Annotated in this window: 9 protein-coding genes and 1 pseudogene; 8 read left to right on the forward strand and 2 right to left on the reverse strand. The window is 38.6% G+C overall.

Annotation, left to right across the window (positions count from 1 at the left end):
* Nucleotides 1-172 precede the first annotated feature (172 nt).
* Complete coding sequence (locus tag P3R27_RS03120) at nt 173-526, forward strand: DUF7006 family protein (protein ID WP_301357533.1); 354 nt, start codon at nt 173-175, stop codon at nt 524-526.
* A gap of 82 nt (nt 527-608) precedes the next feature.
* On the opposite strand, the pseudogene P3R27_RS03125 reads toward P3R27_RS03120, so the two are convergent.
* A pseudogene (locus tag P3R27_RS03125) lies at nt 609-748 on the reverse strand (helix-turn-helix domain-containing protein); the annotation flags it as partial.
* A 427-nt stretch (nt 749-1,175) separates the two neighbouring features.
* Entirely contained in the window at nt 1,176-2,672 is a 1,497-nt protein-coding gene (locus P3R27_RS03130; protein WP_034687763.1) for an AcpB/EbpR/MafR family transcriptional regulator, read from the reverse strand.
* Nucleotides 2,673-3,437: 765 nt separating this feature from the next.
* Between P3R27_RS03130 and P3R27_RS03135 the strand changes: the two genes are divergently transcribed.
* From P3R27_RS03135 to P3R27_RS03165, 7 genes are all read left to right on the forward strand, one after another.
* A complete protein-coding gene (locus P3R27_RS03135; RefSeq protein ID WP_301356960.1) occupies nt 3,438-9,428 on the forward strand; it encodes an InlB B-repeat-containing protein in 5,991 nt (1,996 codons plus the stop codon).
* A gap of 20 nt (nt 9,429-9,448) precedes the next feature.
* On the forward strand, nt 9,449-9,979 hold the full coding sequence (locus tag P3R27_RS03140; RefSeq protein ID WP_034687761.1) for a hypothetical protein: 531 nt from the start codon (nt 9,449-9,451) through the stop codon (nt 9,977-9,979).
* A 59-nt stretch (nt 9,980-10,038) separates the two neighbouring features.
* Complete coding sequence (locus P3R27_RS03145) at nt 10,039-10,695, forward strand: hypothetical protein (RefSeq protein WP_301356961.1); 657 nt, start codon at nt 10,039-10,041, stop codon at nt 10,693-10,695.
* A 21-nt stretch (nt 10,696-10,716) separates the two neighbouring features.
* Nucleotides 10,717-11,094 carry an EF2685/EF0750 family sortase-dependent surface protein gene (locus tag P3R27_RS03150; RefSeq protein WP_051536110.1) on the forward strand — a complete coding sequence of 126 codons (378 nt, stop codon included), beginning with the start codon at nt 10,717-10,719 and terminating at the stop codon, nt 11,092-11,094.
* A 161-nt stretch (nt 11,095-11,255) separates the two neighbouring features.
* Complete coding sequence (locus P3R27_RS03155; RefSeq protein ID WP_301356964.1) at nt 11,256-13,019, forward strand: 1-deoxy-D-xylulose-5-phosphate synthase; 1,764 nt, start codon at nt 11,256-11,258, stop codon at nt 13,017-13,019.
* 822 nt (nt 13,020-13,841) lie between these two features.
* On the forward strand, nt 13,842-14,609 hold the full coding sequence (locus tag P3R27_RS03160; RefSeq protein ID WP_126134188.1) for a DeoR/GlpR family DNA-binding transcription regulator: 768 nt from the start codon (nt 13,842-13,844) through the stop codon (nt 14,607-14,609).
* Nucleotides 14,606-16,003, forward strand: coding sequence for a M24 family metallopeptidase (locus tag P3R27_RS03165; protein WP_301356965.1), 1,398 nt, complete (start codon nt 14,606-14,608; stop codon nt 16,001-16,003). The genes P3R27_RS03160 and P3R27_RS03165 overlap by 4 nt, the downstream gene beginning before the upstream one ends.
* Nucleotides 16,004-16,098: the final 95 nt, after the last annotated feature.

A 16,098-nucleotide genomic window follows, 5' to 3' on the forward strand; every position in this document is an offset into this window, starting at 1 on the left:
AGTATGATTTTTTTAATTCTCTAAATCTTTCGACCCTTTCATAAATCAGATCTTCACAAAAATGATAATCTAAAAAATATTAATGGTTTAACGTTGAAAATCAATAAATAGAAAGAATTTTATAGTTAATCATCCCCATAGGAAATAAAGAAAAAAGAAAGGATTATATAAGATGGTAGCAGCCTTAATGAAAGATGAATATATGCGCCAGATTCAAAAAAATCTGTCACAAGAAAAAAAAGAAAACGAAGCACTAAATGAATACTTGGTACAACAGTTCGAACAACTGAATCAATTGACAAGCACGATTTCACCAGACAATTTTTGGGAAAATCTCCCTAAAATTATAGGGATCGATGCGAAACTAACACTAATGGCTGAAATAATTTGTTACGACTATAGTAAATTGCCAATAAAAGAGATTTTGCGGCTTGTAGAGACGGACTACCGTACGTATTTTAAGGAACTTTGTGGCAATGATCTGAGTGCAAACTATAAATATTCGATGGTATTTAATGTAGTATAAATTTCTAAGAAAAGGAAACACCTAAGAACTACTTAGGTGTTTCCTTTTCCACTCTCTTACCAAGATAACGATAAATGGTTGTTCAAGAAACGTTCCATCGTTCGGCAATCGTCTTAATAGACGTATCGTTATCTACTAGAGTCTTCAGTAATTCCAAATCCACCTCTCAGGACGACCACCAAACCTTCCTCTTGCACGTGCAGCTTCTCTTCCAGCAGCCGATCCAAGCCAAAATCTATCATCTCAGGCATTTGTTAGATTCGGTTTTAGATGAAGAATAGCAACAAACCTTTCAGCAATTATTCTATTTTATCGAACAGAAAAAATTGAATCTACTAACAACAGCGCCTATCTATCCAATTTCTGAATATCGTCATGCATTAGTAATGGTGGAAAGAAAAAAACAAAAATATTTTTAAGCTTCGATGTTGACGAATAGGACGACTGATCGAAAACAGAGGCTGGAACATTAGTCCTAGCGCATCTCCTGAAGCCGAATAAATGGCGAGAATAGAAGTGACCTCTTCGGAAATAAGGCGCCATCCACGAAAATTGTTCTTCAAATTTTTGTGGATGGCGCCTTATTTCTTGAGGCTGAACACTTCTATCTCGGCCTCTTTTTTGTGGAGAAAATAATAGTGATATTTTTTTATGTATTTTCTAAATAAGCAGGCAAAGACAAATAAGTGATTGTTTCCATTAAAAGGCGCCAATCCGCAATCGTCGGAACATTGGAGATTCGATGGATTTGGCAAATCTGTTCATCGATCAGATGGAGATCATAATTACAAACAACTAGATCAGCTTGATACATTTCGATTGATTCTTTTGTTACAGCATGTTCGATTTGAAATTCGATCGTTGACCGTTGCGTAAAAAGTGTCTCAATCTCATTCAGGATATAATCATCTAAAGATGGTGGTCCTTGGATCGTAAATATAATGCGTAAATGCCGCTTCGATTGTTTCATTAAAAGTGAAGCATGAAATGTTGTCAACGCAGCTGCAAGATAGTCAATATGAACAAAACCGAACAAAGGATTATTTTTTAGAAGAGTCAATTTTTCAAGCCACACTTGGTAGATTGCAGAATATCGTTCCTTCATTTGCGTCACCATGGTGGGTGAATGTAATTCATAAGTATGGCTCATTTTAGAAAGTAAACGTGCATTGACCAAATAAGCTTCCATTTTTTCTAGCGTACCGTCCTTGACCATATGTTCTGGGAAAACAGTCGCTAGAAAACGTTGGATTGCTTCGATGACACCAGGAGCCTCTTCTCGATAAAATGCATAGGAGCGACCATCATCTAAATTGTTTTGACGTGTGTAGGAAATACAATGAAGTGAGACCAAGTATAACCATATTATTTCATTTAAGGAAAGTGTTTCTTTTGAGCGTGAAAGATAGTAATCCTGCAATAATGGTTCAAGCGAAGAGAAGCCTTTGCTGTTTTTGATCAACACTTTAATACTTCGATTCAGGCTACATAGCTTTTTGCATTTCCATCGTACTTTTGCAATGGATAGCCACAGAGCGGCACGAAAATGACTGAAATGTAAAAAAGCGTGATCTCTTTTATGTCCTTCGTCGACTAAATACTGAGCATCAATTTCGCTATCAGCATCAATGATCGCACTGTCGCCAAAGCTTGAGTAAAATGCAAAAAAACAAAAACGAATATCTTCTTCTTTACCTGATAAAGTCAATGGTCCGGTGGTGATCGTCACACTAAATTCTTTCAAGAGGTTATTCATATGACGAATCGTTTTAAAAATCGTACTTCTAGAGACCATCAAGGTATCGGCTAGTTCATCGGTTGAGTAAGTCATATTATGAAGTAACAGATCCATGATTTGGTAAGTGAGGGTTCTTTTGACTAATAAGGTGATCATCGAATCGATTGTCATTGCTTTTTTGTATTGGAATGATAATAAACCTTTTTGATCGATTTTTAGTGAAACACAATGCTCAATCAGTGCTTGATTGATTTCATCAATATCCTTTTTTAGTGTAGGTTTTGATTTCTCTAAGTTAAGTGCAAGTTCATTGATTGTTAATTGGTTGGTTTTATGTACTAAATTTAATATTTGATATTGTCGTTTAAACTGATTATCAAGTTGTAAGGTGATGGATAAATTTTCCATTATTCTAGCTTCCAATCTTTTTTTTCTGTAAATATGTAAGTAATCGATTTTGACTATAAAGATAAAACACATAGGTAAATAAGGTAAGGGGAAAATATACCTATTATAATTATACAAAAAAAACAAACGTTTGAAATAAAAAATCATTATAATTAAAAAAATTTTTCATAATCAGTAAGATCAGCTAGGGATAAAAATGTTTTTTTATATTTTTTGTTATTTTGAATAATTTCGTTATTTTTTTAGTTGGCAATATTTTTTGCCTGTGAAGATTTCTTTGGTGTATAGTGTGATATTTTTTTCTAAATAACAAAAAAAAAGTATCTTTAAATTTCTGTAATTAATAAAAATATCGATTGTAACAAGGATTTTTAAATGTAAATCAATTTTATAGTATTTTATTTTTATTTATTTTAGAAAAATAAAAATAAAAAAATTTTTTAATAGTGTTATTATAATAAAAAGATGTAGAAATGATAGTTGTGTAAAAACGTTATTTAACATCGCGATTTCATCCTGATTAAGAAGGGGGGGACATACATTCAATTAGTTGAATATAACTAGTGGATCTTTCAAAAAACATGAATAGTCCATTATGACGGTTGGTTGATTTATTTTAGAGGGCTTTTGTTTATGGAATCAACCATTAAATAAGAAAAAATTATGAATAGAATGAAGTAACCCATGTACATTGAGTATAACTTTCTGCCAAAAAATCAGCAGATTACGTCACGTCAAGTAATACGTATAGAGTAGGAGGAAGAAATGACTCATTTTTATAAAAAACAATTTTTACATATTATTGTAATTATCTTGCTGCTTTTTTCGTCATTAGGCAATAGTATCAGTGTTATTGCTGAGGCAATCAACGAGTTAAGGGTAGAAGAACATGTAGAAGATGTTAGCCAAACGCAGGAAACAACAGAAGAAACATTGGTAGAAGGTGATGAGACGATTGAGGATGAGAGTGAACGAGTAGAGGTATCAACCGAAAAAGTGGTGGAAGGTGGAACTTTAGTAGAAACGGAGCCAAGAGGTCTGCAACAGCTAAATAGTTTAAATAATTTTTGGATTTCTCAATTCTTGCAGGGCAGTGCTAGTGGAAATCGTACACAGTTTCCAACAACTTTTAAGAATTATTTTTTAAATGATAGCCGGGCATCCATTGTATGGTCAGGCAACAATCAGTTAGGTAACAGAATTGGAAATAGTATTGAAGGGCGAGTTATGCTGCCTAGACAATTTTTATACCGCAATACTAACGATTTATTGTATGCAGGTGTGAGTTATTCAGAAATGCCTGCAAAAAGTCAGTATCAATTCGGAGTGAATTCGGTTGAACATAGCAATGAAGATTTTCGATTTACTATTAAAGAAACAAATCCTTATCAAATAAAAGCGCCAGTTCTATCTCCCTCAAATAGTAATGAAGGTTCCTTAGCTGACTTTCAACAATATACTATACGTGTTGAAAGAGTCAGAGACGCAAAAAATACAAGTCAAAGGACAAACGCTTTTTCGGTTGATTTGGATTGGGTTTTCAATACGTATTTTTATTATGCCGCTAATTATATTCATATGTATTATGCAAACTATTTTGCAACAGTTGATCAAGCAATTCGTGGCAGTTTTATAGAACTACCCGCTCATACTTTGACGTCTGCTAGAAATCCATCACAAGGAGCTAGTGCGAATCCAACGGCTCCTGTGACCGTATTAGCACAAGGTGCAACAACAACGGTGACTGCTGCAGCACCAGCGACGGGGTATCAGTTTACGGGATTTGATGTAAGTGGTACAGGAAGTTCGATCACGAATGTGAATACAGCCAATCGAACAGGTACGTTTACGATGGGATCTCAAAATGCTAAAGTTACCGCTCGTTATGAGTTGACTAATCGAATGCTAACTTTAGCACGTTCACCACAAGCTGGAAGTGCCAGTAATCCAACTACGCCGACGACCAATCTGTTGGTGGGGACATCAACGAAGGTCACAGCAGATACACCTTCTCCTGGTTATCGTTTAGCCGGCTTCAATGTGACAGGTGACGGTAAGATTACAAATGTTGATTTAGCAAATCGCACAGCCACTTTCACCATGGGAACTGAAAATGCGACAGTCACAGCTGAGTATGCTTCGACGGTCATTCGCAATAAAGCGGATCTTGGGAAATTTTTACGAAGCGAATTTCCTTATGATTCAAATGAACAGACGTACGCGATCGAACCAGAGATAAATCAAACGATTGACATGTCCGGAGAAGGTGGTTTTACAGGTCGTAGTCAATTTTCTGGTAATCTGATCGGAAATGGTACAATCATCAAAAACCTTTCATTAGTAGCTTCAGGAGCTTCTCTTGGATTGATTCAAACGATCGATGGCGACAACCTTTCACGTATAGAAAACTTGAAATTAGAAGGATTACTCGTTAATAATACCAGAACACACTCTAATGTGGCTGGGATCATCGGTCAAGTAGCGAGTGGGAAGTCAGTTGAGCTTGAAAATATCACGATCGATGAAAGCAGTCAAATTGCTGCTAGTCAGCCTGATGGTAATGCAGGATTGATCGGGAACAATCAAGGTTCAGTAATGATCAAAAACAGTGAAGTTTTAGGAACGTTGCATAGCAACACCGCCAACGGACTGTTAGGTGGACTTGTTGGTGCAAATGACGGGCCGTTGATCATTGATAGTAGCCTTTCTCAAGTTACTTTTACTGGAGGTGATTCATACACATTAAATATCGGCGGACTAGTGGGTGCAACCAGTAGCGAGGTAAGGATCACTGATTCTATAAGTGAAAGCCAAACAATCATCAATTCATTAAATGGGACATATCGAGGTGGTATGATTGGTCTAGTGAAATTCTCAGGAGAGGTTACGATCCAACGAAGTATCAATGCTGGTGATATGCGAGGAAATAATAGTTATGTGGGCGGATTCATCGGAAGGTTGTCAGGAAATGCTAGAATTGAGGAAAGCTATCACAATGGGCACGTCCAAGGAAATACAAGTCTAGGAACTGCTGGGTTCATTGGTAAGGCCGATAGCGATGGTGTTCTTGACATCATGGATAGTTATAGTATCGGCTCTTCCAATGGTAATGGTGTGATTGGGAACAATCAATTAACGGATTCTGTGACACTCAGCCAACTCTTTGTCGCAGGATTTACAGGGGGGGAACCCATTACTTCAGGTACGATGGGTATCACGGCGACTAATGTTTATTTTGATTCCAGTACGACGAATAAGTCAACGACGACTGGAGTTGGAGAAGCGAAAACAACGCTAGAGTTGATTGAAGAAACAACCACTGCACTAGGTTTCGGAAGTCGTTGGCAAACTGACTTTTCAGTGGATCAGCGCACGAATAAAACCTATCCATATCTTAGTTGGCAGACCCAAAATACCCAACCATCTATGTTTTTTGAAAGTATCGATCCGATGGTCGATCATCCAGTGACAGGCAATCAAGTGTCCGTAACGTTAGACCTAAAACAAGAGCCATTGAAACTATTCAATCCATATAGTTCTGGCTTAGCAGGTGAAGCCACAGAAGGAACTTTCGGTTTCAATCAAGGCAATGTTAAAAATGTATCAATTGGGGTGATCAATCAACAAGGAGTTGTGGGCTTTACCGCACGGCGAATGAGTTTGACACTGGGGCGTGATCCCTTAACAGGAAGTGCAGCTGATCCAATTGCTGTCCAGACGAATTTTATCGAAGGGGATACAACAACGATTCAGGCGGCTGAAGCAAATGCTGGATATCGTTTTGTTGGATTTAGCGTGACAGGCACAGGAAGTATCGTAACAAATGTTGATCAAAAAAATCGAACAGCTACTTTTTCGATGGGGACAGAAGATGCAACTGTGACAGCAAATTATGTGCAAACGGTCATTCGAACAGCAGAGGATCTAAGTCGTTTTTTGAACAGTCAAGTGCCTTTTGATGAAGATGATAAAGACTATTCGATTGAACCAGAAGATGGAATATCAATCGATATGGCAAATGCAGGAACTTTTTCAGGCAGACGAGTGTATGGAGCGAAATTGATCGGTAATCATGCGATCATCAAGAATTTGACGTTGACTAGTGGAGAATTAGACTTAGCTTTTATTCATTCAGTCGGAAACGATCCTTTACGAATTGAGAATCTAACATTTGAAAATCTAAGGGTGTCAAATACTAGAGGACAGTCATATACCAACTATACTGCAGGAGTGATTGCCCAAATCAGCACAGGGAGTATTGTTGAACTTGATAATATCAGGATAGACAGTAAAAGTAGTATTGTTTCAAACCAGTCAGATGGAAGCGGGGCTTTTGTTGGAAACAACACTGGACAACTAATAATTACGAATAGCCAAGTATCAAGTAATCTTCATTCGAATACTTCGAACGGTCTACTAGGGGGTCTCGTCGGTCGCACGACAGGCGTGCTTACCATGGGGCACTCTAGTTCAAAAGTGAATTTTACTGGTGGGAATAATTATACTTTGAATTTAGGCGGTTTGATCGGTCAAGCATCTGGTACAGTAACGATTACCGACACGCTTAGTGAGACGCGCTCGACAGTTAATTCTTCAACTACCAGCTATCGTGGAGGACTGATTGGCTATGTTACAGAAATTGGTCAAGTTCAGATTGAACGCAGTATCAATTCGAGTGATATACGAAGTGGGAATAGTTATGTTGGCGGGTTTATTGGTCGTTTAGCAGGAAATGCGACGATCAATGAGAGTTATCATAATGGATATATGCTTGGAAGTCTATCCAATGGTTCCGCGGGATTTGTTGGTAAGCTCGAAGGAAATGGTCACTTAACGATGATAGATAATTATAGCGTTGGTTCAACGAACGGACATGGGGTGATCGGAATAGTCGATTCGACTGCTACTGCAAAGCTCACAAACTTGTTCGTCGCAGGTTTTACTGCAGGTGAAGCAATTTCGAATACTACAACTGGGATTACAGCAAGTAATGTTTATTTTGATGCAAGCACTACAAGGAAAACGACGACAACTGGTGTGGGTGAAGCTCGTAGTACTACAGGATTGATCGATAGAACTATAACTGAGCTTGGGTTTGGTGAAAAGTGGCTCACAGGTTTTGCTATGGAGAGCAGTGCTAATCGAACTTATCCCTATTTGAAGTGGCAGACGAACGGGTCACAAACATCCGAGTTCTTTAACTCGATCCAACCAGAAGTAGATACAGCTGTCTCAACAAACCAAGTAACAGTAACTCTAGATCTTGCAGGACAACCTGTTTACTTATTCAATCCATATCAAGCGGAATTGGCAGGAGAGATCACAACAGGTACATTCCAAATCAATCGGAATAATGCCGAACGTTTTTCCATCGGGGTCATCAATGAACAAGGCGTCATTGGTTTTACTGGTATCGGAAATTACACAGATTTCCAGCCAAAGAATCAAGTCTTGAACTATGGATATGGGGAAACAGATTACCAGGCAATGGACTTTGTCACAGTATTCAAAGATCAAACGGAAACAAAGGATTATGACGCACGTTTTGTAAGTTTTCCTGATTCGTTGAATGGTAAATCTGCACGAGTAGAGGTTTCGAAAAATGGCACAGTATTAGCTACGGTCGATGTGCCAGTCACTTATCAGTTTGGTCATTCTTTGAATATACGAGGAATTAAATATACTGACTTCGATCACGATACACGGGCTGCAACATTTAGTTTGAACCGAGATCAAACACAGATTACTGCAACTTATGAATATGGATTATCTAATCAAGAGATTCATTACAGGTTCGCGAATGAGCTTTATTATGAATTTAAACACTTTGAAGGTTCCACTATCAAAAATGGTCCATTGAACAATATGACTGCTGATACAGTTTTTTCAGTAGAGGGTGGAGACTTAGTGAAGATTTTGGATGGTTTCGGAACAAATCGAAGACTATCAGTTGCGAAAGGCGAGATCGTGGAAATTTTCCATGCAGAGGTCAATGGCAGACTGGACAACTTCAAAGATAACGTGGTGCAGCCAAGAATATCGGATAATCGAAGTCGTTATCAAATTACCGCGAATGGATTTGAACGATTAAACATTGATCGTTTAAATCCAAGGGAACAAAAAGCAACGTTAGGAATGTCTCGTGAAGATATGGATCGTCAAATTGGACGATATTTGGATATCAGTCAATATCCTACCTTGAAAATTGAAGGGTTCACCCAATATCCCAATACGTCAAAAGAAGGAGCGACGACTGGCAAAATCGTTGTCAGCGAGTCATTGGTTAATGGCGAAACAGCTACATGGGAGTATACTATTCCTTTTGTGGTGGAAAGTGATCTAGCAATCCATGTAACGTTACCGGTTCGGATGGCCTTTAACGTCTTAGACGATCAAGTGACTAGCGATGATTACCAAGTGGTCAATCATTCGACAACGACAGAACTGACAGTTTCCTTCCATACCAAAAACGATGTGGAATTAGCAAGTACTTCGAATATTGTCTTTTTAGATTCATTGGAACAAGAGGTGACAAGCGAATCGATGTTTTTATATTTGCAACGAAGAGGTGCGACCTTATCTGACAAGCCTTTAGTTGGACAAGAAAGTACTTTTGCTGGTGCACAGTGGACTGAATCAATGTCAGCAGATTCTCGAATGTCACTTCATTTTACAGGGAAATATTTTGGTGATGCCACACAAAATAATAAAGTAACAGGCAAGCTAAGTTTACACCTTGCTGCGAAGATAAATTGAACACACACAAGAAGGTGAACATGATCACACAGAAACTAAGTGAAAAGAATGAACAACAAAAGAAAAAAAGATTACTGGCAATTCTTTTATTATTGCTCGTGTTAGTTGCGATTGGTTGGTATTGGTATGCCAATAACCAACCAACGCAGATTTTGTCGGATGATTTTCCCGAGATCAAACATGCGGAAAAAATGACAGGAGACCAATTGAAAAAATATGCCAACCAAGCAGTAGACGATAGTAATGTCACTATCAATGTGTATCCGGAAGTCAGGGTCAATGCGGATGGTAAAACGGGAAACATTTGGATCCAAAACTTACCGACCAATCGTTATGGGCAGCAAGCAATATTGTCCATAAAGGATTCTAAAGAAACACTGTATGAAACGGGTTTATTGGAGCCTGGATATGAAGTAACCGAATTAACATTGGCAAAAGAGTTAACGACAGGCACGCATCCAGGAGTAGTGGAATTAGAGTTTTATGATTTAGAAAATAAAAAGCTTATGGGTAAAACGACGGTTGACGTGACCATCAATGTCAATCAGTAAAGACGGAATAAAGCAATCATGCTTTAGAATATAAAGAGATAAATAAAGGAGATAACAAAATGAAAGTAAAAAATATTTTAGCAACAGGATTGATGTTCGGCACGATTTTAGCAACAGGGGCAAGTGTTCAAGCTGATATTATCATCAACGGAGAGGACCAAACGATCGATAATTCAATAGGTGGGTCGATTGATACGACTGCAGATGTGGAGATCAATGGAACTTTAGGATTTGATAACACAGATCCTGAAGCGCCAGAACCAGGAAATCCAGATAAGTGGTTGAATGTGACGTTACCATTAAAAGCTGTTTTCTTCACTGAACCAGAAGACTATAAGACGATTTTAGGTGGAGAGCATAAGATCACCAATCATTCGGGTCGTCCAGTAAAAATCAGTCTAGGAAGTTACACAGTTTCTTCTGGAGATATCTCAGCAATCGATCAGTTAACGTTGGTTGTTAGTTTAGGGAGCAACAATCTTTTGATTGAAAATGGGGCAGTAAATTCAAATTTATCAGGAGACTTGATGACCTTGGCTTCACCGAATGCACGTCCTAGTGATCTACAAGGAGATAGCGCAGCGACTTTTACTTTTAAAGGAGAAGTTGATACTGATATTCTTGATTTTCCAACGGATAAAGGAGCAATCTCAATTGCAAGTACGTTGACGTTGAACATTGAAGCCCTAGATGAAGCTGGCGATCCTTATCCATAGTTCAAATTGTGAGGTGATTGGATGAAACAAAAAAAACAAACAATTCTTTGTTTGTTCATGGTTTTAGGTCTATTGATCGTTGGATTGCCACAGATGCTCATAGAAGCTAGTTCTAATACAATTGAAGTCATTGGAGAGCTAGAGTTTGACTCAAACGCTACACAAGAAACAAGCCCTACAAAGCCGAATACTAGAGATCCGAAAGAATCAGTGACACCAAGCGCTCCGCCTAAGAAGAATGTTTTACCACCATTGGGAGAAACAACACAAATATTGTACGTTTTGATAGGCGCGATTTTGTTTTTGATCGTTCTAGTTAGTTATCAAATTATTAGTGACAAGCGTCGAAATCCAAAAAAAATGATTAAAATCATTGTGAACGATTCATCTAAGAAATAAATAGAAACCGTAGATTGAAGAATCTGCGGTTTTTTTATGGGAAAAAGCTTATAACAGCGTATTCGATATTTACCACAATTAGAATCATTTGTTAAAAAAATCACTTGACTTAGAGTTCGGTTCAAGGTGTATGATTAAGCAGAAATAAAGGAGGGAAATTCATGTTATTAAAACGAATAAAAGGTCCTCAAGATCTAAAGAAATTGAAACAAGAAGAGCTCCAACAAGTGGTAGAGGAAGCACGTGCCACGTTATTGGAAAAAATCAGCCAATACGGTGGACATAATGGCCCAAATCTAGGTGTTGTTGAAATGACGGCGGCGCTACATTATGTGTTCGATTCACCAGAAGATCAATTTGTTTTTGATGTCTCACATCAAACTTATGTGCATAAAATGTTGACAGGAAGAGCACAAGCGTTTTTGGACCAAGCGCATTACCAGGAAGTCTCAGGTTACACGAACCCATTAGAGAGCGAACATGATCTCTTCACGATCGGTCATACATCGACTTCATTGTCTTTAGCAAACGGTCTAGCTAAGGCAAGAGATTTGAAAAATGAAACAAATAATGTCATTGCAGTGATTGGCGATGGGTCTTTATCGGGTGGCTTAGCCTATGAAGGTTTGAACAATATTTCTGAACTAGGCACGAATACGATCATTATCGTCAATGATAATGACCAGTCGATCGCAGAAAATCATGGGGGACTTTACAAAAATCTCAAAGAGCTAAGGGAAACGAATGGTCAAGCTACGAACAATTTCTTTAAAGCATTAGGACTTGATTATCATTATCTGGAAGCAGGCAATGATTTAGCTGCTTTGATCGAGTTATTCAAAGAAGTAAAAGATCAAAATACGCCGGTTGTGCTACATATCCATACCGTCAAAGGAAAAGGATACTCCTTTGCAGAAGAAAATCGTGAAAAGTTCCATGCGGGTGGACCGTTTAGTCTCGAAACAGGTGAGTATCTGCGATCGAAAGGGAAAGAAACCTACAGCAGCATAACAACAGACTTTTTATTACGCAAAATGGCTGAAGATCCGACAGTAGTAGCCGTAAATGCAGGGACACCGATGATTTTATTTTCGCCAGAGCAACGCCAACAAGTCGGGGCAAAATTTGTGGATGTAGGAATTGCTGAAGAACATGCGGCAACGATGACTGCTGGTTTAGCCAAAGGCGGAGTAAAACCAGTATGGGCAGTCCATTCACCGTTTTTACAAAGAAGTTATGATCAAATCTCCCATGACTTAGCGCTGAATCGCTTATCAGGTACAATCCTCGTGACACTTGCTTCTGTAAACGGAATGAATGATGAAAGTCATTTAGGGATCTTTGATATTCCATTTTTGAGCCATATCCCTAATTTAGTCTACTTAGCCCCAACTACGAAAGAAGAGTACTTAGCGATGCTTGAATGGTCGATCGATCAAACGGATCAATTAGTGGCAATCCGCGTACCAGTCGGTCCGATCACTTCTTCTGGTGAAGTAGATCGGACAGATTACAGCCAGTTATATAAGAACAAAGTCATTCAAAAAGGCGAAAAAGTAGCAATTATAGGTGTAGGTAATTTTTATGGTTTGGCAGAAAAAGTGGCTATTGAATTAAAGAAAACTCTCCAGCTAACTGCTACGGTGATCAATCCAGCATTCATCTCTGGGATAGACACTGAATTACTAGATGAACTCAAAGAAACCCACGATATAGTAGTTACACTTGAAGATGGTATCTTGGAGGGCGGGTATGGACAAATGGTTGCTGGCTATTTGGGGGATGCTGCGATCCTTGTACAAACTTACGGCTTAGATAAAGCATTTCATGATCGTTATGAAGCATCGGAACTATTAGCGGAAAATGGTCTGACAGTAGAGAATATCGTGGGAAATATTGAAGAAACGCTCGCTGATCAACGATAGTCAAGTTGAAGAAGCGCTTATTTCTAGAGAAAGAGTTGAAACTAAGCGAACTTACACCTGAATCAAATTTATAAATAAAATAATTGAACAATTAATTACTGAAACAGTGACTGGCTTTCAATGCTGAGGATATTGTATTGAAGCAAGCCACTGTTTCTTTATCGGCATTTTTATCTGAAAGTCACTAGAAAATTAGGATGAGTATTTTGGTGATTGCAACAGAGTGCATTATGTTGTAAATCCTTATCGCTTAACAAAAAGTGCCAGATTGAAAATGAATCCCAATTGGAAAAAAACAGCGAATAGCATGGGAGATAGTTAGCTTGATATAGTGATTTGGATCATTTTTCCAAATTCAAGGCGGGCGATCGTTGAAATAGCTTGTTACTATTTTACAAATTCGAGGGTCACGATCAGTGCAGTGTGTTTCTGATAACACAGATGACCCTATTGAAGTGTGTGGTAGGGGGCCGTCAAGAATTTTTGGAAGCTGGTGCAGTTTAACTAATCGATCAGTTTTTTAATTTGCTAAGACGCATAGAAACGATTTAAGAGAAGCGAGCTGTTACGATTGGAATCGATCAACCATAAAGAAGTCTGGGTAGAAGCCTTTAAACTTGAGCAATAAGGTGGCGTCCACGAGATTCGTTCTCCAAATTTTGTAGCTGGTGTCTTATTTTTTTGCAGAGGACACTACTATTTTTGCCGTTCATTCGGTTTTTGCTAGTGCGAGAGGGATAATGTCATATTTTTTTTGCTAAAAAAGCATAAAGTTGCAAAGTAATGCAAAATGTCGTATCCTAGGTAAGAGGAGTGAGCGTCATGTTAAAGGAAGAACGCATCCAGCGTATTAAAACAATGATTGATCAAGAAAAAAGTGCTTCGATTGAAGATTTAGCAGATCGCTTAGACGTGTCTAAAGATACGATTCGCCGCGACTTGATCCAGTTAGAAAAACAGCACCAAATCAAACGGACCCATGGCGGTGCTTTAGCGCTTCAAAAAGAAGCAACGATCTTTGATTATGAGAAACGGTCATCGATCCTAAATGAAGTGAAAAAACAAATGGCTGAGCAGGTGCTTGAAATAATGGCAGATCCTTCCTCAATCATCTTCGATTCTTCGACTACAGTGGAAGCAGTGATCAGAGAACTACCGGACAAAAAAATCCATGCGGTGACTAATTCTTTATCTCACGCTTTATTACTAGCCAATCATCCGAAAACAGCTATTTCCTTATTACCCGGTAAATTACACAAAGAACAGTTGTTTTTATTTGGAACGGAAACAGTGGAACAGTTGAAAAATTATCAAGCAGACTACACACTACTTGGAGTATTTGCGTTGTCAAGCGAAGGACTGTTCATCCATACAGAGGAAGAAGGCTTAGTAAAACGTCAGATGATCCAACAAGGACGTAGCGTGATCGCGCTAGCGGATCATACAAAACTAGATAAAACTGGTTTTTATAAAGTTTGCGACTTATCAGCCATTGATTATTTGATCACGGATCAAAAGCCTCCAAAAGCATTAGCCAAAGCACTGACTGAGAACCATGTAGAACTCATAGAAGCGAGGAAGAATGAATGAAAAAAGAAAACATCCAGTTAACAACTATACCAAAACCAGCGATTTTTCCTGATGTTTCCCCTGTCTTTTTAACAGAGGAGACGATCACCGAACGAATCAACAAAACGATCGAACGCATGAAAGACGAAGCGATAGATCTGTTGGTGATATATGCAGATAAAGAGCATGGTGGTAATTTTGAATATTTTACAGGCTTTATTCCGCGATTTGAAGAAGGATTATTGGTGTTAGATCAATCGGGCAAATTCACGATGATCCTTGGGAATGAGAATCTAAAAATGAATGCACATGCGCGTATCACTGCTGATTTGATCCATTATCCAGCATTTTCTTTACCGAATCAACCAATGGACAATGAACAAAATCTGTCAGCTATTTTTGCATCATTAAAGGTGGCAGATAGAAAGAAAATCGGATTAGTCGGTTGGAAGTTGTTTACGTCTATGACACAAGACAATAGCCAATTGTTCGATGTACCATTTTTTATCGTAGATGCGCTAAAACAAGCAATCACTGTGGAAACTGCTATCGTCAATGGCACTCATCTATTGATTGGTGAGGAAGGGGCGCGTGTCATGAATAATGCAAATGAAATCGCACACTACGAATATGGGGCAAATCTTGCTTCATCTTGCATGCTACGTGCATTAGATGCCATTGAGCTTGGTGTGAAAGAATCCGAGATCGGAGAGTTGTTGCACGGACAAGGACAAGCGAATACAGTGATCACGATTACTGCAACTGGACGCCGTTTTGAATTTGCGAATCTTTATCCGACAGCAAAAACGATCCAATTAGGTGATCCACTGTCATTGACGACAGGCTTCAAAGGTGGCTTATCCAGTCGTACAGGATTTGTGATCGAAGAAGAAGCTCAACTGCCGGTAGAACAAGCCGATTATCTTGATCGAGTAGCAAAACCATATTATGCAGCTATCGTTAGTTGGTTAGAAGCTATCCATATCGGAATGAAAGGGGCTGATCTCTATCAGTTGATTGAAACAGTCTTGCCACAAGCGACCTATCATTGGCATTTGAATCCCGGACACTTGACGGCGGATGAAGAATGGTTAGCCTCACCCATTTATTCTGGTTCGCAAGAAATCATCAAGAGTGGTATGATCTTCCAATTAGATATTATTCCTTCTGTATCAGGATATACTGGAGTAAGTGCAGAAGAATGTGTGGTACTTGCAGATGAAGGATTGAGAAATGAAATGAAGGCACAATATCCAGACATGTGGGAGCGGATTGTTAGACGTAAGCAATATTTAGCGGATGTCTTGAAGATTCATGTAAGTGAAGAATTGCTGCCTCTATCAAACACTGTCGGTTATCTCCGTCCGTTCTTTTTAGCCAAAGAAAAGGCATTCTGTGTAGATTCAGTTGAATAAGCAACCTCCCTTCTTAACGATCGAGTAATCTGGTTGAGAGGGGGATTTTTTTATTTAAGTGCAAAAGAGTATTTTCGTTAGGCCTACTTTATTGT

Origin of the sequence: Enterococcus spodopteracolus (assembly GCF_030441955.1) — a bacterium.
GTDB lineage: Bacteria > Bacillota > Bacilli > Lactobacillales > Enterococcaceae > Enterococcus_B > Enterococcus_B spodopteracolus.

Coding starts and splice junctions, on each gene's coding strand:
- P3R27_RS03145 (WP_301356961.1), top strand. CDS start 10,039: ATGAAAGTAAAAAATATTTTAGCAACAGGATTGATGTTCGGCACGATT.
- P3R27_RS03130 (WP_034687763.1), bottom strand. CDS start 2,672: ATGGAAAATTTATCCATCACCTTACAACTTGATAATCAGTTTAAACGA.
- P3R27_RS03155 (WP_301356964.1), top strand. CDS start 11,256: ATGTTATTAAAACGAATAAAAGGTCCTCAAGATCTAAAGAAATTGAAA.
- P3R27_RS03140 (WP_034687761.1), top strand. CDS start 9,449: ATGATCACACAGAAACTAAGTGAAAAGAATGAACAACAAAAGAAAAAA.
- P3R27_RS03160 (WP_126134188.1), top strand. CDS start 13,842: ATGTTAAAGGAAGAACGCATCCAGCGTATTAAAACAATGATTGATCAA.
- P3R27_RS03120 (WP_301357533.1), top strand. CDS start 173: ATGGTAGCAGCCTTAATGAAAGATGAATATATGCGCCAGATTCAAAAA.
- P3R27_RS03150 (WP_051536110.1), top strand. CDS start 10,717: ATGAAACAAAAAAAACAAACAATTCTTTGTTTGTTCATGGTTTTAGGT.
- P3R27_RS03165 (WP_301356965.1), top strand. CDS start 14,606: ATGAAAAAAGAAAACATCCAGTTAACAACTATACCAAAACCAGCGATT.
- P3R27_RS03135 (WP_301356960.1), top strand. CDS start 3,438: ATGACTCATTTTTATAAAAAACAATTTTTACATATTATTGTAATTATC.